18 protein-coding genes are annotated in these 15,596 nt (G+C 70.5%); 10 read left to right on the top strand and 8 right to left on the bottom strand.

Going from position 1 to position 15,596, the window contains the following annotated elements:
* Positions 1-98 precede the first annotated feature (98 nt).
* Positions 99-740, bottom strand: a complete 642-nt coding sequence (locus tag WDJ58_RS16645) for an RraA family protein (protein ID WP_338914412.1) — start codon at positions 738-740, stop codon at positions 99-101.
* Between the two features lie 259 nt (positions 741-999).
* Here WDJ58_RS16645 and WDJ58_RS16650 point away from each other — a divergent pair, with 259 nt between their 5' ends.
* Positions 1,000-1,260, top strand: coding sequence for a DUF7322 domain-containing protein (locus WDJ58_RS16650; protein ID WP_338914413.1), 261 nt, complete (start codon positions 1,000-1,002; stop codon positions 1,258-1,260).
* A gap of 243 nt (positions 1,261-1,503) precedes the next feature.
* Here WDJ58_RS16650 and WDJ58_RS16655 read toward each other — a convergent pair whose 3' ends face one another.
* The gene (locus WDJ58_RS16655) at positions 1,504-3,129 is read right to left on the bottom strand and encodes a thiamine pyrophosphate-binding protein (RefSeq protein WP_338914414.1); all 1,626 of its coding nucleotides are present in this window, start codon (positions 3,127-3,129) and stop codon (positions 1,504-1,506) included.
* A gap of 218 nt (positions 3,130-3,347) precedes the next feature.
* Between WDJ58_RS16655 and WDJ58_RS16660 the strand changes: the two genes are divergently transcribed.
* On the top strand, positions 3,348-4,298 hold the full coding sequence (locus tag WDJ58_RS16660; protein WP_338914415.1) for a D-2-hydroxyacid dehydrogenase: 951 nt from the start codon (positions 3,348-3,350) through the stop codon (positions 4,296-4,298).
* A gap of 53 nt (positions 4,299-4,351) precedes the next feature.
* Here the strand turns inward: WDJ58_RS16660 and WDJ58_RS16665 are convergent, their stop codons facing one another.
* On the bottom strand, positions 4,352-5,308 hold the full coding sequence (locus WDJ58_RS16665) for a malate dehydrogenase (protein WP_338914416.1): 957 nt from the start codon (positions 5,306-5,308) through the stop codon (positions 4,352-4,354).
* A gap of 166 nt (positions 5,309-5,474) precedes the next feature.
* Here WDJ58_RS16665 and WDJ58_RS16670 point away from each other — a divergent pair, with 166 nt between their 5' ends.
* Positions 5,475-6,701: a CaiB/BaiF CoA transferase family protein gene (locus WDJ58_RS16670; RefSeq protein ID WP_338914417.1), complete on the top strand. Its 1,227-nt coding sequence runs from the start codon at positions 5,475-5,477 to the stop codon at positions 6,699-6,701.
* A 71-nt stretch (positions 6,702-6,772) separates the two neighbouring features.
* Here WDJ58_RS16670 and WDJ58_RS16675 read toward each other — a convergent pair whose 3' ends face one another.
* Positions 6,773-7,027, bottom strand: coding sequence for a DUF5789 family protein (locus tag WDJ58_RS16675; RefSeq protein WP_338914418.1), 255 nt, complete (start codon positions 7,025-7,027; stop codon positions 6,773-6,775).
* A gap of 184 nt (positions 7,028-7,211) precedes the next feature.
* On the opposite strand from WDJ58_RS16675, the gene WDJ58_RS16680 reads away from it, so the two are divergent.
* The 4 genes from WDJ58_RS16680 to WDJ58_RS16695 all read left to right on the top strand — a co-directional run bounded on the left by WDJ58_RS16680 (position 7,212) and on the right by WDJ58_RS16695 (position 9,832).
* Positions 7,212-7,922 (top strand): hypothetical protein, encoded by a 711-nt coding sequence (locus tag WDJ58_RS16680; protein WP_338914419.1) that lies wholly within the window; start codon positions 7,212-7,214, stop codon positions 7,920-7,922.
* 25 nt (positions 7,923-7,947) lie between these two features.
* Positions 7,948-8,328 carry an acyl-CoA thioesterase gene (locus tag WDJ58_RS16685; protein WP_338914420.1) on the top strand — a complete coding sequence of 127 codons (381 nt, stop codon included), beginning with the start codon at positions 7,948-7,950 and terminating at the stop codon, positions 8,326-8,328.
* 98 nt (positions 8,329-8,426) lie between these two features.
* On the top strand, positions 8,427-9,557 hold the full coding sequence (locus tag WDJ58_RS16690; protein WP_338914421.1) for an acyl-CoA dehydrogenase family protein: 1,131 nt from the start codon (positions 8,427-8,429) through the stop codon (positions 9,555-9,557).
* A 71-nt stretch (positions 9,558-9,628) separates the two neighbouring features.
* The gene (locus tag WDJ58_RS16695) at positions 9,629-9,832 is read left to right on the top strand and encodes a hypothetical protein (RefSeq protein WP_338914422.1); all 204 of its coding nucleotides are present in this window, start codon (positions 9,629-9,631) and stop codon (positions 9,830-9,832) included.
* A 76-nt stretch (positions 9,833-9,908) separates the two neighbouring features.
* On the opposite strand, the gene WDJ58_RS16700 is transcribed toward WDJ58_RS16695, so the two are convergent.
* Complete coding sequence (locus tag WDJ58_RS16700) at positions 9,909-10,685, bottom strand: enoyl-CoA hydratase/isomerase family protein (protein WP_338914423.1); 777 nt, start codon at positions 10,683-10,685, stop codon at positions 9,909-9,911.
* Positions 10,686-10,856: 171 nt separating this feature from the next.
* Here WDJ58_RS16700 and WDJ58_RS16705 point away from each other — a divergent pair, with 171 nt between their 5' ends.
* Both WDJ58_RS16705 and WDJ58_RS16710 read left to right on the top strand, forming a co-directional pair.
* Positions 10,857-12,617, top strand: a complete 1,761-nt coding sequence (locus WDJ58_RS16705; protein WP_338914424.1) for a MutS-related protein — start codon at positions 10,857-10,859, stop codon at positions 12,615-12,617.
* A 105-nt stretch (positions 12,618-12,722) separates the two neighbouring features.
* Positions 12,723-13,049, top strand: a complete 327-nt coding sequence (locus WDJ58_RS16710) for a hypothetical protein (RefSeq protein ID WP_338914425.1) — start codon at positions 12,723-12,725, stop codon at positions 13,047-13,049.
* Positions 13,050-13,062: 13 nt separating this feature from the next.
* On the opposite strand, the gene WDJ58_RS16715 is transcribed toward WDJ58_RS16710, so the two are convergent.
* The gene (locus WDJ58_RS16715) at positions 13,063-13,374 is read right to left on the bottom strand and encodes a hypothetical protein (protein WP_338914426.1); all 312 of its coding nucleotides are present in this window, start codon (positions 13,372-13,374) and stop codon (positions 13,063-13,065) included.
* A gap of 161 nt (positions 13,375-13,535) precedes the next feature.
* On the opposite strand from WDJ58_RS16715, the gene WDJ58_RS16720 reads away from it, so the two are divergent.
* Positions 13,536-13,733, top strand: coding sequence for an HVO_0649 family zinc finger protein (locus WDJ58_RS16720; protein ID WP_338914427.1), 198 nt, complete (start codon positions 13,536-13,538; stop codon positions 13,731-13,733).
* Between the two features lie 11 nt (positions 13,734-13,744).
* Here WDJ58_RS16720 and WDJ58_RS16725 read toward each other — a convergent pair whose 3' ends face one another.
* Together WDJ58_RS16725 and WDJ58_RS16730 are read right to left on the bottom strand one after the other, a co-directional pair.
* A complete protein-coding gene (locus tag WDJ58_RS16725) occupies positions 13,745-14,521 on the bottom strand; it encodes an ABC transporter permease (RefSeq protein WP_338914428.1) in 777 nt (258 codons plus the stop codon).
* The gene (locus WDJ58_RS16730; RefSeq protein WP_338914429.1) at positions 14,521-15,525 is read right to left on the bottom strand and encodes an ABC transporter ATP-binding protein; all 1,005 of its coding nucleotides are present in this window, start codon (positions 15,523-15,525) and stop codon (positions 14,521-14,523) included. The genes WDJ58_RS16725 and WDJ58_RS16730 overlap by 1 nt, the downstream gene beginning before the upstream one ends.
* Between the last annotated feature and the right edge of the window lie 71 nt (positions 15,526-15,596).

Below are 15,596 nucleotides of genomic sequence, written 5' to 3' on the forward strand. Positions count from 1 at the left end.
CGTTCGGCACCGCCCGGGCGCTCCATCGCTCGCCGCCGAACGGATCGGCGACCCGACACCCGCACGGACGGGAGCACCCCAGGCCTCTCGCGGACGGCTCAGAACTGCTCGTGATCCTCGCGGATCGAGGCGAGGTCCTCGCCGGCGGCGACCCGCTCGGAGAGGTCGGACTCGGCGTCGAGCAGATCGGCCGCGCCCTCGGCGATCCGTTCCTCGTGCTCGGCGGGGACGACCACGACGCCGGTCGCGTCGGCGACCACGACGTCGCCGGGCGCGACGCGGACGCCGTCGACGGTGATCGGTTCGTCGGTCGACGCGACGCGGACCCGACGCTGGCCGGATCGAGGAGTAGGCTGGCGGCCGAACACCGGGAACGATCCCTCGCGTATCTCGGGGACGTCCCGGAACCCGCCGTCGATCACGACACCCTCGACGCCGGCGTTCGCCGCGAGGTCCGACGCCTGGCCGCCCCAGCAGGAGATGTGGGGGCTCACACCCCGGATCACGACCAGTTCGCCGGCTCCGAACGCATCGAGCATCGCGTGGGGGAAGTTCGTCGTCCCCTCGCCCCGCGCTCGCTCGAACCGGATGGGGCGGGCGCGACCGACCGACCGGTGGCCGGGTGCGGCCGGCGGAACACCGGTGACGACGCCGTCGAGGCCGTGTTCGTCCATCGCGTCCGAGACGATGCTGGTGTCACACGCCGGATCGGCGAACGTCGAGAGGGGATCCGAGTCCATGGGGACTGGTCCGTCGGGTGGTACGTAACGCTTCAGGTCGGACGGGCACGATCACGTTCACGGTGGTCAGTACGAGAACCCACAGCCCCCGACCACCGACCACACGGTGACCGTCGGGGTGGTTCTGCCGCGCACCCACGTCTATCTATTACGCTCGGGCTCCAGGGAGCCGGCAGTAACTATTCGCGTGACGTTCTCGGGGGAGGGCCGTACGGATAAACGAGACAGGCTTGTATCCCCCGACCGTACCGTACTGGTGGTGTTCGATCCGCTGTCCCTGCTGGACGAGGAGTTCGACCGATCGGGGGAGTTCCAGGCGTCCGTCGAGGAGCTACCGAGGGAGGTCTTCTGGGCGTTTCTGGGCGCGGTCCTGCTCGCACAGGTCGGACTGTTCGCCGCCAGCCTCGGGCTGATGCTCGTCGGGTTCCGGGGACAACTGGCGGTCGGTGGGGCGCTCTTCGTCGGCGGGATCCTCGCGCTCGGCGGTACGGTCGTCGTCTACCGCCGTGTTCGAAGGTAACCGAGAGTCGTGAGACCGGCGAACGCGTTCCGAGAACCCGGTCCGTCGGAGACGCGGCTCGTTCGGCCCCTCTCGCGGACCGGTCCCGTACGTTACCCAAGCCCGAGTCCGGCGACGGGAGGCGAGCGGTCCGTCGTCTCCGATCCGCCTCTCCCCTCTGTCGTATCACTCCCGTCCCGCACGCGAATTCCGAGCGGTCAGCGACCCACGTACGGGGACGCGCCGGATGCTGTCGAGCCCTGTTCAGTAGGGGGGGAACCCCGGACGAGCGACCTCGGGTACGGTCCGGGCGTCGACCACCAGGGGCACCTCCGATCCCTCCGCGAGGTGACGCTCGACTGGTTCGAGGTCGTCGAGCGAGCGGACGGTGACGCCGCGCGCGCCGAGCCCCTCGGCGACCGTCGCGAAGTCGGGGCTCTCGTAGGACGCTCCAGTCTCCCGGCCGTACTCCAGGTTCTGGCGGTGCCGGATGATGCCGTAGCTCGCGTCGTTGTAGATTACCACAACTATCCCGAGATCGTACCGAACCGCCGTTTCGAGGTCGCCGAGCACCTGCATCAGGCTGCCGTCGCCGGCGTAGCAGACGACCGGCCGGTCCGGATCGGCGACCTTCGCCCCGAGCGCCGCCGGGAGCGCGTAGCCCATCGACCCGAAGTTGCCGTTCACGAGCATCCGACCCGCGGTCCCGACCTCGTGGAACACCGCGGGGAACCCGGTGTTGTTCCCCGAGTCGACCGTCACGACCGTCTCGAGTGGCGCGAACTCGGAGACTGCGGCCGTGAGCGCACGGGGATCGACGGCGTCGGGTGTGGTCTCGAACTCCAGATCTGCGGGATCGTCGGCCTCCTCGATACGTCCGCGGATCCGCTCCGTCCGCGTCTCGTCTACGGAGACGCGCTCGGCAAGCGCCGTGACCGTCTCCCGGGCGTCGCCGAGCACCCCCACGTCGATAGCGCGGTGTCGGCCGAGCGCCTCGCGGTCGACGTCGATCTGTACCACCGTGGCGTCGTCGTAGAGCGCACCGTACCGGGTGGTCTTGCCCGAGAGCTGCGCCCCGACCGCGAGGAGACAGTCGGTCCCGGGGACGAGCTCGGCGCTCGCTGGCGTCATGAACGTTCCCGAGATGCCCGTACACAGGGGGTGGTCGGGGAGGAGTCCCTTCGCGTAGAAGGTGGTAGCGACGGGCGCACCGAGTCGCTCTGCGAGCACTGCGATGGCCCCGCCAGCACCCGAGGCGGCCGCCCCGCCCCCGGCGAGTATCAGCGGGCACTCGGCGGCGTCGAGCGCGTCGGCCGCCTCCTCGATCCGGCGAGGGTCGGGACGGACGCGGTCGCTCGCGTGCGGTTTGGGCTCGTAGGATTCCTCGGGTGCCACACCCTCCTGAACCTCGGCGGGGACCTCGACGACGACCGGGCCCGACCGCTCGCGTGCCTTCGCGAACGCCCGGCGGATCGTCCCGGGGAGCGTCGCCGTCGTCTCGGCGCGGACGCCGTACACCGAGACGGGGTCGGTCATCCCGAGGTGGTCGAGGTACTGGAGCGAGGTCTCCCGGCCCGCGACGGAGGTGTCCCCCACGACGACGACGAGCGGGACGCCGTCGCGGTCGGCGCTCGCCAGGCCGGTGACGCCGTTGGTCAGGCCCGGGCCGTGGGTGAGCGTACAGACCCCCACCTCGCCGGTGGTCCGGGCGTACCCGTCGGCCATCGTCACCGCGACCTGCTCGTGGCGGGCGTAGCGGTAGTCGAGACCGGACTCGTTCAGCCGGTCGACCAGGTGGGCGTTGCCCTCGCCGACGAGGCCGAACAGCGTCGAGCACCCCTCGGCCTCGATGGCCGAGAGGAGGTAGTCGCTGCCCGTCGAGTCGGTCACCGCTTCCACCCCCCGGTCGGTCGCGACATCGAGCGAGCGACTCCGCCGCGCCGTCCCGTCGTGCGGCTGGCTGCCATACCCCGGCGACGGTCACGCCGGCGATTAAACCTTCGGCGGGGGCGGGGCCCACGGAACCGGGGGCGGCCGTCGGCACTCGGTGTGCCCGAGGAGGCCATCGCAACGACCGATTTACGTCGACCCCCTCTCTCCCCGAGCGTATGCCGACACTCGTCATCGATCACGACCTGCCGCTCGCCGACGCCATCGAGGGCCGGTACGACGACCTCGAAATCGTCACCGCGGACGGCGGCGAGGCGACGGTCGCCGCGCTCGCCGACGCGGAGATGCTCGTCTGTAACCCGACCCGCTGGGACGACCGGTTCCTGGAGAGTCTCTCGTCGGGGGACTGGGTGCAGGCGACGAGCGCAGGGTACGCCGCGTTCCCGGTCGAGGAGTTCCGCGAGCGGGGGATCGGGTTCTCGAACGCGACCGGCGTCCACGACCCGGTCGTGGCCGAACACGCCTTCGCGCACGCGTTCGCGTTCAGCCGGCTGGTCCCCACGTTCGCCTCGAAGCAGGCCGAGCGGACCTGGGGCCCCCGGGACGAGGTCACCGGGGACCTGACCGACTGGACGGGGGACACCCTCACCGTCTACGGCCTCGGGAGCATCGGCGAGACCATCGCCGAACGGGGGGCCGGCTTCGGGATGGACGTCTACGGCGTCAAGCGCGATTCCGACGATTACGATGGGTCGCTCCCCACCGAGCGGGTGCTCGCCACGGATGAGTTCCACGACGTCCTCCCCGGGACCGACCTCCTGGTGGCCATCGTCCCCCTGAACGAGGGGACCCGGGGATCGATCGACGCCGAGGTGTTCCGGGCGCTCCCCGACTCGGCGGTCCTGATCAACGTCTCGCGGGGGCCGGTCGTCGACGAGACGGCGCTCGTCGAGGCGCTCCGCGAGGGCGAGATCGCCGGTGCCGGGCTCGACGTCTTCGAGACCGAGCCGCTCCCGGAGGACTCGCCGCTCTGGGACCGCGAGGACGTGCTCGTGACGCCCCACGTCGGCGGCCGGTCCGACACCTTCCCCGCGAGATTCGCCGACCTGTTCGCCGAGAACTACGAGCGCTGGCGGACGGGCGAGCCCCTCCGGAACGAGATCGCCTGAGACGCGGACTCTCCCCTCGACGACCGTGACCGACGCGATGGGTGGAGTCCGGGTCAGGTCTTCTCGCGGACCGACTCGGCGGCCGCCGCCAGCCCCTCGCGTTCCGCCTCGGGGAGCCCCCACTCGAGTATCTCGCCGACGCCCTCACCGGTGAGCGTCACGGGGACCGAGAGCGAGACGCCTTCGATGCCGTACTCGCCGGCGAGCGGCGTCGAGAGGCAGATGGGCTCGTCGGTCCCACCCTCCAGGATGGAGTCGACGACCAGCGCCGCCCCTCGGCCGGAGACCCACCGCGAGGAGTGCTCGGCCCCTCGCTGGGCGATGATCTCGTAGGGGACGGACTTGGTGTAGTCGAGGAGTTCCGCCCGCCGATCCGCCGGGAGATCGAGCGGTTCGCCCTCGACGGTCGCCCGCGAGAACGCCGGCACCATCGCCTCGCCGTGTTCGCCGAGTATCGGACAGTCCACGTCGGCCGGATCCGCGCCGACTTCCCGTGCGATGGCGTCGGCCATCCGGGCGGTCTCCGAGAGCGAGTACCCGACAAATCGCTCGCGGGGCCAGCCCGACTCGGCGTGGAGGCGCGCGAGGAACCGGTCGATCGGGTTCGTCACCGCGACCACGGGGACCGGGTCGGCGTCGGCCAGCCAGGCCGCCACGTCGTCGGCCACGTCACGGTTCACCGGCCAGAAGCGGTCCCGCCCGCCCCGGCCCGTGCTCCCCGAGGGCCGCCGGACGCTCGCCGTCACGAGTACACAATCCGCGTCGTCGATCGCGTCCGGTCCCGGATCGACGGCGGTCACGTCCCCCGTCGTGTCGGTCGCTCCCGTGGTACCGAGCGCGTGGCTCGCGTGACACCGGGCGTGTCTCACGTCGGTCGCGTGGCCGGCCGCCGCCTCGCGTTCGGGATCACAGAACCGGATCTCCGTCCCCGGGTTCGATACCGCGAGCGTGTAGGCCGCCGTCGAGCCGATGGTTCCCGCCCCGCCGACGACCGTCACCGTCCCTGTCATGGACCGGGAGTGACCGACGGAACGGCAATAGGCTGTCGACTTCGTGCGAACCCCTCCCGGGGGTCCGACCACTGTCGGTCGATTACCCCGGATACTAAGCCGGTCGTCGCGGAACGGGGACCATGACTGACGACGACGGACGGCCGACCCTGCGGAGGGGAGAGCGATGACCGGAGAGGCACGGGAGCCGAGTGGCGAGCACGGCCCGCTCGACGGTATCTCCGTCCTCGACGCCTCGCGCGTGCTCGCGGGGCCGTTCTGTGCGATGCAACTCGGCGACCTCGGCGCGGATGTCGTAAAGGTCGAGCGTCCGGACGGCGGCGACCAGACCCGCGGGTGGGCCCCGCCGACGTACGGCGACTCCGACGTCGGGTCGTACTACTCCTCGGCAAACCGGAACAAGCGGTCGGTGACGCTGAACCTCGCGACCGACGAGGGGAGGGAGCTGTTCCGCGACCTCGCCGAGCGCGCGGACGTCCTCCTGCACAACTTCCGCGTCGGGACGATGGAGCGCTGGGGGCTCGACTATCCCACCCTCAGCGAGTCCAACCCCGGGCTCGTCTACTGCGCCATCAGCGGCTACGGCGAGTGGGGACCCGACCGCGACCGACCCGCCTACGATCTCGTCCTCCAGGCCGAGGGCGGGATGATGAGCATCACCGGCGAACCCGACGGCAAGCCGGTTCGGGTGGGGGTCGCCATCACGGATCTCGTGACCGGCCTCTACTCCGCGCAGTCGATCGTCTCGGCGCTGCTAGCGCGCGAACTCGGCGACGGCGAGGGACAGAAGATCGACATGAGCCTGCTGGACTCGGCGACCGCGCTCAACAGCTACGCCGCCACCGAGTACTTCGCGACGGGCGATCCCCCCACCAGACTCGGCGGGAAGATCGGCAACATCGTCCCCTACCAGGTGTTCGAGACGGCCGACGACTACGCGGCCGTCGCCGTCCCCTCCGAGCACATCTGGCCGAGGTTCTGCGCGGCGCTCGACCGCGAGGACCTCGCGGACGACGAGCGGTTCGCGACGAACGCCGACCGGGTTCGGAACCGCGAAACCCTCGAACCGATGCTGGAGGCCGAGGTCGAGGCGTACGCCACCGACGAGCTCGTCTCGCTGATGCACGAACACGACGTGCCCGCGACGGCGATCAACGACATGTCCGACGTCTACGACCTCCCGCAGGTCGAGGCGCGGGGGATGCGTGCCTCCGTCGAACATCCGAGCGCGGGCAGCATCGAGATGCCGGGCGTGCCGATGCACTTCTCGCGGACACCTGCCGAGGTCCGCGAGCACCCGCCCGAACTCGGCGAGCACACCGAGGAGGTCCTCTCGGAGCTGGGATACGACGACGAGCGGATCGCACGACTCCGGGAGGAGGACGTGGTCTGAGACCGCCGCTCGAAGTGTCGGAATTCTATCGAGGACGGACCGCACTCCCTCGGGGTCGGGGACGGACGAGGTCAGCCCTCGCCTTCCGACTGTCCGGGTTCGCCGACCGCCTCCACCGGGAGGTTGCTGTAGATCTCCGCCTCGATGTCGTCGACCCCCTCGAAGGCGTCGGCGTTCGACCGCGAGACGACGGCCTCCAGCGACTCCTCGCCGTCGGCGTAGACCAGCGTGACGTCGGAGAGTTCCTCACACGCGTCCTCGTTGGAGATGGGGTATTGAAGCGGCTCGATCACCGACGATAGCTCGTTCAGTCGTACCTCTCGCATGGTACGTGGATAGGTGACGAGAGGATATAGCCCTGTATGCGGGGATGCTCGGTCGGACGCTCTCGGCCGGTCCGGCGAGAACGCCGAACGGCGCGGTCGAGCGGACCACACCGAGCACGGATAGAAGGAGTCGGGACTCGAATCACACGAAGGGTTGTTACGCCCCCTGCTCTGGCCACGTGCAGTGAACCTGCTACCGTGGCTGCTCGACTGGCCGCCGCGCCCCGCCGCTGTCGTCGCCTTCCTCCTCGTGACGGCGTTCAGCGTCGGCACGCTGATCGTGCTCGGCGGAGCCGTCGCTCCGCCCTCCGGCGAGAACGTGACCGTGGAGTCGGTCGACCTCACCGTCCGGCTGAACGACGCCGACGGCTTCCCCAACGTGGGGAACGGGACCGTCGTGACGTGTCTCGGGGCCGGGACGCCGAGAGACAGCGTCAGTGTCATCGGCGACGTCACCGTCGAGGTCCCGCCGGGAGGACCACCCGGACACCGCGGTGAGCGGCTACTCGTCGACGTGACCCTCGACGACACCGGGGAGCGAACCGCACGATCCATCGAGGAGACTGGACGGGTGACGACGAGCGTCTTCTGGATACTCGAAGACGACGAGACCCTCTCGGTGGGCGAGCCGACGAGGCTCCGGATCCGCGTCCGGGCCGAAGGCGAGACGATCGCCGAGACCAGTCGGACGGTCACCGTAGAGAACGGGACGCGGACGTACGACTGCGACCGTGACCTGCGCTTCCGTCCCGGTGACACGGCGAGCGATCTTCCCTCGCGTACGGTCCTCGGTTCCGTGCGGTGGAGTGGGGCCTCCTCACGGACTACGACGGACGCTCCGTCCATCGGACGGCACGGATCCGCCCGGACGTTCCTCCAGCACCCGCAGGGCTAAAGTCCCGGTCGGCGCACCCGATCGCATGGAGACCTACTCGGCCGACCTCGAAGTACGGTTCCGAGACCTCGACCCGATGCAGCACGTCAACAACTCCGTCTACTCCACGTTCCTCGAGCAGACCCGGGCTCGCTTCAGCGAGGAGGTCCTCGGGATGCCGCTCGCGGACCTCGACACCGTACTCCGGTACGTGGAGATATCCTTCGAGCGACCCATCGAGGGGGTCGGGACGGTCACCGTCGAACTCACCGTCGACGACCTCGGCCGGTCGAGCATCCCCATGAGTTACGAGCTGTTCTCGGAGGGCGAGCGGGTGGCGACCGCCGAGACGGTGCTCGTCTACTTCGACCGCGAAACCGGCGAGTCGAAGCGGATACCCGACGACATCCGGGAGCGGCTCTCCTGAGCGGGGTCGCACCGCCCCGCCACCCGGGGATCGAGGGGTGGGGACCGAGGACCCGTCGCGGGCGGTGGATACTTGCCGCCGTCCCGCGAGGTGGGGCCATGTTCGCACTGACCGCCGAGCAGGAGATGCTCCGGGACTCGATCGCGGATCTCGCCCGGGAGGAGTTCGCCGAGGACGCCTTCACCTGGGCGGGGGAGGTGCCGTGGCCGAACGTCGACCTGCTGGCCGACCGGGGCTACCTCGGAGTCAACATCGATACGGAGTACGGCGGCGGCGGGATGAGCGAGTTCGAGGCGATGCTCACCGTCGAGGCCGTCGGGCGGGTCTGCCCGGACACCGCCGAGTTCCTCTACAACCAGCAGCTCGTCGCCCCGCGGGCGATCGAGATGCACGGCTCCGAGGAGCTCAAGGAACGCTACCTGCCCGGGGTGACGGCCGGCGACACGGTGATCGCCATCGGCATCTCCGAGCCGGGCGCGGGTTCCGACGTGGGCGCGATGAACACCCGCGTCGAGGAACGCGACGGGGAACTGATCGCCAACGGGGAGAAGACCTGGGTCAGCAACGTCCCGCACGCGGACGCGGCGGTGATCTGGGCGAAGTTCGACGACGGCCTCGGCGCGTTCGTCACCGACATGGACGCCGAGGGCATCGAGGTCCAGCAGCACTACACGAACATGGCCGAGCACACCCAGACCCACTTCTACATCGAGGACGTCGCGGTGCCCGAGGAGAACGTGCTCGCCCGCGGTCCCGAGGGGTTCAGGCGGATCCTCCAGGCGCTCAACTGGGAGCGCCTGGGGAGTTCGACGCTCGCGAACGCCATCGCCGGCTGTGCGCTCGAGCACGCCCTGGACTACGCCGAGGACCGCGAGCAGTTCGGCCAGCCGATCGCCGAGTTCCAGGGTATCGGCTGGAAGTTCGCGGACATGGTCACGGAGCTCGAGGCCTCGCGGACGCTGGCCTACCGGGCGGCGCTGGAGGTCCGTGATTCGGACGAGCCGCCGGACCGCCTCCAGACCTCGCTCGCGAAGCTCTACTCCGGCGAGATGGCAGAGGACGTGGTGAGCGAGGCCCTCCAGATCCACGGCGCGAACGGTTACCAGCGGGGCCACCCCCTGGAGTACCTCTACCGACTGGCCCGGGGCCGACGGCTCGCCGCCGGGACGGACGAGATACAGAAGAACGGCATCGCCGACGCGCTACGGGAGGACGGGTTACCCTGGTAGGGATTTCCGGGCGTGGGCGTTCTTCGGGATCGGGGTGAGGGTTTGATGAGGGTCTTCCCGTAAGGAGGGGTATGGATACGGATCGACTGATCGAGATCGTTCCACACTACGTCGCGATGTTCGTGCTGGTCTTCCTGGTCCTCGGGATCGTTCAGGCGGTCGTGGGCGAGGTCGGGTTCTGGGTCGAACTGGGGATCATCGTCGTCGCCGCCTCCGCGTATCGCCCGCTGGTGACGAGGCTCGGTGTCGCTCCCAGTAGCTGGGAGGAGCGGTGAGGAGCGCGCACACCGCTCGACGGTGCCGTCCCTTTCAGAGGACGAACCGCGTCTACGACGCCCGCACCGGCCCGTATCAGTACTCCCGATCGAACTCGGGGTCGCGTTTCTCGCGGAACGCCGCGACCGCCTCGTCGTGCTCGGGATCGTTCACGCACTCCCACTGGTACTCGATGGCCCGCTCGCAGTAGTCCTCGAACGTCATCCCCGGATCCACGAGCCGGTTGGTGTTCCGGACCGCGAGCGCCGGTAACGAGAGCAGTTCCTCGGCGAGCGAGCGGGCCTCCGCCAGGGGATCCTCGGCGACGGTCGTCGCCAGTCCGACGTCGACCGCCTCCGCCGGGGGTATGTCGACCCCACGGAGCAGGTACTCGCGGGCCTTCGACTCGCCGATGAGCCGGGGGAGGAGCCACGCGCCCCCGTCGCCGGGGACCAGTCCGACGTTGACGAACCCCTCGCGGAGGATCCCGCCCTCGCCCATCACACGCAGGTCACAGGCGAGCGCGAAGTCACAGCCCGCACCGATGGCCGGGCCGCCGACGGCCGCGACTGTCGGCTTCGGTGTTCCCCGTAGCTGGCGGACGACGTTCTGGACCGTCCAGAGGTAGCCCGCGTACTCCTCCTTCGTGAGCGAGGACCAGTCGGGCATCTCGGTGACGTCCGCGCCGGCACAGAACCCGTCGCCCGCACCCGTGAGGATCACGACGTAGACGGCGTCGTCGTCCGTGGTCCGCCTGATGGCGTCGTTGAGTTCCTCCAGCGTCCGTTCCCGAAACGCGTTGTACGTCTCGGGCCGGTCGATAGTTATGGTGGCGATGCCGTCCTCCGTCTCGTAGCGTACGTCCTCGTACATGGTGCTGTCCCGTGCGCTCGACGCCGGGTGCCGACGAGGACCCGTCGGACGTACTTCAACCCGACCCACGGGGAGCGATCGACCCGTTTGGCGACCACCGACTCCCGGCGGTCGTCGGGATCGTATCGGAGACCGTGTGGTTGAGGACCCCTCCCTCCGAGGCCCCGGTCGATGCGACTGGAGGACTACTGGGGCGTCGGACCGAAGACCGCGGCGCTGCTCCGCGAGTCGCTCGGCGAGGAGCGTGCCGTCGAGGCGATCGAGGCGGTCGACTCGCGGACGCTCGCCGAGGCCGGGCTCGCGCGCGGGCGGGCCACGCGGATCCTCCGGCGGGTCGCCGGCGGCGAGGGGATGGACCTGCTGGCGACCCGGGACGCGCGCGCAGTCTACCGCGACGTCGTCTCGCTCGTCGAGTCCTTCGCGGTGACCGACCGCGCGGCCGACCGGCTCCGCGTACTCACGCCCCTGACCGACCGCGAGGCCATCGAGGGACGGCTCGACGGGACGATGGCGGCCGTCGAGGCCTGGCGTGGACTCGACGAACGGACCCGCGAGGCGGTCGCGGAAGCGTTCGCCGACCACGACGCCGAGAGCGAGGTCGGGGCGGTCGAGACGGCGCTCGCGCTCCTGGATCTCGACCTCTCCGAGGGACCGTTCGCCCCCCTCGAATCGCTCGACGAGGACGCGCTCGCGGCGGCGGCGACCGCGCTCCGGGCGCTCGGCGACGGCGAGAGCGGACGAGTCGGCGAGGGTGCCGACGACGAACTGGACCGCCTCCGGACGGCGCTGGGGAGCGCGGAGGACGTGGCCGCCGATCCGGCGGGCGTCCTCGAAGCGGTCCAGGGTGACGCCCGCGACGCCTCGGAGTTCCGCGACGCCGTCCGCCGACACCTCACCCGGGAGACCGCCGTCGAGGAGGAGTACGTCAGGGAGGCCCTCCCGGGCGAGGCGGCCGACGCCGACGGGTTCGTCACCGAGACGCTCCGGTCGCTCACGGGGGTGCTCCGCGAGCGGGTCGACGAGCGCGAGTCCGAGATCCGTGCGGGACTCGAAGCCGACGTCGAGGCCGCCCGCGAGGACGTCGACCTGGCGATAGAGGCCGTCGACGACATCGCGTTCTCGGTGTCGCTGGCCCGCTTCGCCGTCGCGTTCGATCTCACCCGGCCGGAGTTCGCCCCGGCGGGAACCGACCGGCTGGCGGTCCGCGGGGCGCGAAACCTCGACCTCCTCGCGGGCGGGGAGGGGGAGCGCGTCCAGCCGGTGGACTACGGCCTCGGCGATCACACGCTCGACGTCGACGCACCCACCGGCGACCGGGTGTCGGTGCTGACCGGGGCGAACTCCGGCGGGAAGACGACGCTGCTGGAGACGCTCGCGCAGGTGGCGCTGCTCGCACACATGGGGCTCCCGGTACCCGCCGAGGCGGCCGAGGTCTCGGAGGTCGACCGACTGGTGTTCCACCGCCGGCACGCCTCGTTCAACGCGGGCGTGCTCGAATCGACGCTTCGCTCCGTCGTCCCACCGCTCACGTCGGGGGGCTCGACGCTGATGCTCGTCGACGAGTTCGAGGCCATCACCGAACCCGGGAGCGCCGCGGACCTCCTCCACGGCCTCGTGACGCTGACCGTCGAGCGCGGCGCGCTCGGGACGTTCGTCACCCACCTCGCCGAGGACCTCGAACCGCTCCCGGACGTCGCTCGCGTGGACGGGATCTTCGCGGAGGGGCTCACGCCCGACCTCGAACTCGAGGTCGACTACCAGCCCCGGTTCGGGAGCCTGGGCCGCTCGACGCCGGAGTTCATCGTCTCCCGGCTGGTCGCCGAGGCGAGGGACGCGAGCGAGCGACAGGGGTTCGAGACGCTCGCCGCCGCCGTCGGCCAGGAGGCTGTCCAGCGGACGCTCGCCGACGCCCGCTGGAGCGGCAGCGAGTGATCCCCGGATCCGCGAGGGGACGATCGGCACGGGGCGACCGAACCGTCGGCGCCCGGTGTCGACCGCCGATCACGTTATGCGTTAGCACTGCATATCGTTCGGGGCGTGGAACGCGGAACGGATCGCGAGACCGAGGCGCTCCGCGAACGCTGGGCCGAACTGGACCGCGAGCGGGCGCTGGCCGACCAGCTCGTCTACGGGGCGGCCCTCGTCGGTGTCGGGGTCCTGCTCCTCCTGCTGTCGCTCCCGGAGGAGGCGTGCATCCACGGCGGCGGCGTCGCCGGGTCGGCCTGTAGCGCGGTGGAGGCTCCGCCAGCCGTCGAGGCGGTCCTGGTGGTCCTCGGTGCGGTGTCGCTGATCGCCGGAGCGTGGCTCTGCTGGAGCGTCGTCGGTGAGATCCGGGGCCGAACCGTCGTGCTGGAGGTCCCGTGACCGGGCGTGACGATCAATCCCCGCTCGCCCCGCCCGCGGCGAGGTCCTCGAACGCGCGGGGGTCCTCCCAGAGCTCGCGGAGCGTCGCCGCCGCGAGGAACCTCGTGGGGGCGGCCACCCACTCGGTCGTCACCGAGGAGTCGATCTCGGGGGGTTCGTCGGCCTCGAACCACCAGGCCACGTACCGGCCGTCGGCCAGCTCGGCGGTCGGGTAGATCTCCCCCTGGACCGCGACGTCGATCCGCGTGTGCGACTCGACCGTCGGCCGCTCGTCCGCCTCGTCGGCGACCGTTATCTCGATGGGAACGTGGCTGTCGGATATCATGTGTTCGCGACCGCTCGGCGACGGTCCGTCCTTCGGGAGTACCCTGATCGCCGAACCACAAAAACCCGCGTCAGGCGTCCGTCTGACGGCCGTCGAGCGGTCGAAGGACTCGCGTCGCGAGTAACGACATTATTAACCGTCCACGATCCGGAGCGACGCCCATGTCGCTCGATGCCAGCGGCGGGACCACCGCGCTCGATCGCCTCCGGGACCGGCTCGATCTCCGGTGTGCGGAGTGTGGGTACGAGGACGACGGCGGTCGGTGGACGGCGGCGACGTCGGGCGCGCGGGTCACCTACCAGCACATCTGCCCGAGCTGTGCCGCGGTACGCCAGCGGACGTTCCACCTCGACCGGTAGTCAGGAGGTCGCTACGCCGCTTCGACGCGATCGAAGAGCCACGCGCCCACGAGGACAGTGACGGTCGCGGCGAACGCGACGACCGCGGCGTCGACCCAGAGGGGGTAGGTCGTGGCTCCGGAGCCGACGAGCGCCCCGCGTAGCCCGTCGATACCGTAGGTGAGGGGGTTCAGGTAGCCCACCCACCTGACGGCGGCGGGGAGGTTCGAGAGGGGATAGAACGCCCCCGAGAGGAAGGCGAGCGGGAAGAGGACGAAGTTGACCACCAGGGAGTAGCCCTGGGTGTCGCGGAACCGGGCGGCGAGCGCGAGCCCGAAGCCGATGAACGCCGTCGAGAGCCCGACGAGGAAGAGCGCGGCGAGGAGCAGTCCCGAGAGCGAGACGGGCCGGAACCCCACGAGGAGCGTCCCCGAGAGGACCAGCCCGGATTGGAGGAGGCCGGTGGTCGCGCCGCCGGCGATGCGTCCGAGCACGACCGACGTCCGGGGGACGGGCGCGACGAGTATCTCCTTCAGGAACCCGACCTCCCGGTCGGAGAGGACCGCGAGCCCCGAGAACGACGCCGAGAACAGCGTCACGAACCCCAGGATCCCCGGGACGAGGTACTCCAGGTACGTGACCTCCTCGGGGACGCTCGCGAAGCGGACCCCCTGGAAGCCAAAGCCGAGGAAGGCCACCAGAAAGAGCGGGGTGACGAAGGTGCCGACGAGCCGTGAGCGGGCGCGAACGAACCGGCGGAGGTCGCGCTCCCACAACGCGTAGATCGCCAGCGGATCGATCCCACCCATCAGCGACCGCCCCGGCGACTGTGCCCGGTCGTGGTCGCGCGTCGGTCGGGGACCGCCCTCGCCACACCTTCGTCGGCCTCGTCGAGCGACCGCCCGGTGAGTTCGAGGAACACCTGCTCCAGCGTGGGTTTCCGAACGGAGACGGTCGAGACGGTGGCCACCTCGCCGGCGGCCGTGAGCAGTGGAGCGATGCGGCGCTCGCCGGAGTCGACGACCACCTCGATCCCACCCTCCACCTGGACGACCGTCTCCACCCAGTCGAAGGTGGCGACCCGCTCGCGGGCGGCGGCCGGGTCGTCGACGCCCACCTCCACGTGGTCGCCGCCGAGCCGCGAGGTCAGCGCGTCCGGCGAGTCACACGCGACGACCGATCCCTCGTCGACGACGGCTACCCGATCACAGAGCGCCGCCGCCTCGTCCATGTAGTGGGTGGTGAGCACCACCGTGACGCCGGTCCGCGCGTTGAGATCCCGGACGTACTCCCGAACCGCGTTGCGGGTCCCCGCATCGAGCCCCACGGTCGGCTCGTCGAGGAAGAGCACCTCCGGGCCGTGGAGGAGCCCCCTGGCGAGTTCGAGCCGGCGGGCCATCCCGCCGGAGTAGGCCCCGACGCGCTCGTCCCGTCGGTCGGAGAGATCCACGAGGTCGAGCACCTCCTCGATCCGCTCCCCTCGCCGGGGGTCGCGCATCCCGTAGAGCCGACCGTGGAAGGCGAGGTTCTCCGCGCCGGTCAGCTCCTCGTCGAGCGCCGGCTCCTGGAAGACGACGCCGATGCGTTCCCTGACCGACCCCGGCGCGTCGCGCACGTCGTGACCGGCGACGGTCGCCGACCCCGCAGTGGGTTCGAGGAGGGTACAGAGCACGTTGATGAGCGTCGACTTCCCCGCCCCGTTCGGCCCCAGGAGTCCGAACAGTTCGCCCGACTCGACCGAGAGGTCGAGCCCGTCGACGGCCACCACGTCGCCGTAGCGCTTCGTGAGCCCGTCGACCTCGATGGCTCCCATCACCGGCCGTTCGGCTCGGGGCGGTTTGAGGCCGTCGCTCGGGGAAGTGCCGTCCCTCTACCGTTCCCTCC

The sequence above is a fragment of the Salinirubellus litoreus genome, from assembly GCF_037335815.1.
Classification (GTDB): Archaea; Halobacteriota; Halobacteria; order Halobacteriales; family Haloarculaceae; genus Salinirubellus; species Salinirubellus litoreus.